The organism is uncultured Metabacillus sp., assembly GCF_947503125.1.
In the GTDB taxonomy this organism is placed as follows: Bacteria; Bacillota; Bacilli; order Bacillales; family Bacillaceae; genus Metabacillus.
The window spans coordinates 1-866 of the sequence record NZ_CANNCR010000169.1 but is presented as its reverse complement, the minus strand read 5'-3'; the positions used below and the strand labels follow the sequence as shown (position 1 = coordinate 866).

General features: G+C 32.0%; 1 protein-coding gene. It reads right to left on the bottom strand.

Going from position 1 to position 866, the window contains the following annotated elements; genetic code table 11:
* Window positions 1-797, bottom strand: a 797-nt coding sequence (locus Q1B07_RS26680) for a tyrosine-type recombinase/integrase (RefSeq protein ID WP_299095847.1), incomplete at its 3' end; no start/stop codon positions are given.
* Window positions 798-866 lie beyond the last annotated feature (69 nt).

The following is an 866-nucleotide window of genomic DNA, read 5'->3' as shown; positions in this document are numbered from 1 at the left end:
TGTCTAAATACATGTGGAGAAACTTTTGTTGGAAATAAATCTGGATGTTTTATTTTTGCTACCACAATATATTTGTTTAAAACATATGATAGGCCTGCACGTGTGAGTTTTTCTTTCCTTTTATTAAAAAACAAGGGTGAAGAAATGTTTGTTTCATTGAACAAACCGTAATCATTTATATAAGCCCTTAAAATATTTATTGTTTGTGGCATTACTGGGATAATTCGAGTTTTCTTTCCTTTTCCAGTTAATCTTATTGTTGATGGTGCTTTTATTCTTAAATCACTTACTTTTACATCAGCTATTTCTTGGACTCTTGCACCAGTATCATAAAGTAATGAAAGAATGGCTAAATCCCTTCGGCATTCCTTCTTAGAAATATCAGGTATAGACAATAGCTCTTTAATCGCATCTATAGATAAGTAGTTCATTTCAACAACAGGCGTTTTTTTCGAACTTATAGAAATAACAGAATTGCACAGTTCCATATACTCGGGTGCCTCAATCTGTATATATCGAAAGAAAGCATGTAAAGCAGCCAACCTTTGATTCCTAGTTGAAATAGAATAGTTTTTTGCGCTTTCCAACCAAACTAAAAAATCTTCAACCAACTTCCTGTTCAATTTAGAAAAACATAATTTATCAGGTTTAATACAAAGCACATCATTACAATATCTAAGAAAAATTGTAAAGGTATCCCTATATGACTTGATAGTGTTATCACTATATCCTGTTTTATTGGGTATATATTTTAGAAAGTAGGAAGATAGGTGCTTCCCAAAATCATTACTATGCATCTGTTTCCACCTCCGGGAAAACTCCATCGTAAAGAGGTGCAATAGAATCAATGATTAGTCCATATGATT